Genomic DNA, 554 nt, shown 5'->3' with positions numbered 1-554 from the left:
CGTCTTCTGACCTAATTAAAGCCGGTATGGACTTTTGGCATATTGTTATGAATGAAGATCTTGAATATGATCCAGCTAACCCTTATGTGGGCACACCAACAGGTGACACGCCACAACGCTTAGAAGACTGCATTGTTGTTGAACATGTCAATGGCTATGACCACGTTGTACTTGCAAGCTCTCCAGAAAATGCAGAGGATGAATTAGCAAAAGCTATTGAAAGCTCTGCAATCAACAACGTTGAACAGCTCCATATTGATTTCATGAACCGCGAAACCGATGAAGCGCTCTCACATGTCATTATTCACAATATCAACCAGTTTGAAGAATGGGTTGACGACGCGCCTGCACATCGTCTTTCTGACGAAGGTGCTGCCAAATTGACACGCATCATCGACCATGTAGCCAACCGACTTCAAATTGAACCTAAACACAATATTGAGGTTAAATACGACTACGCGCAACACGCTTTCTTACCAGTTGACGTATCCGCAGTAGAATGTGAAGGCCACCCAAACCGCGTGATTGTTATGAACGCAGTTCACAGCAACGAG

Annotated in this window: 1 protein-coding gene; it reads left to right on the top strand. The window is 44.4% G+C overall.

The genetic code is table 11. The features are described from left to right. The coding region (locus D1643_RS11395; RefSeq protein WP_160710682.1) for a hypothetical protein at nt 1-554 on the top strand (554 nt) is incomplete at both ends.

The organism is Enterorhabdus sp. P55, from assembly GCF_009911695.1.
Taxonomy (GTDB): domain Bacteria; phylum Actinomycetota; class Coriobacteriia; order Coriobacteriales; family Eggerthellaceae; genus Enterorhabdus.
The sequence above is the reverse complement of the archived record's forward strand: the minus strand, read 5'-3'. Positions and strand labels throughout refer to the sequence as shown.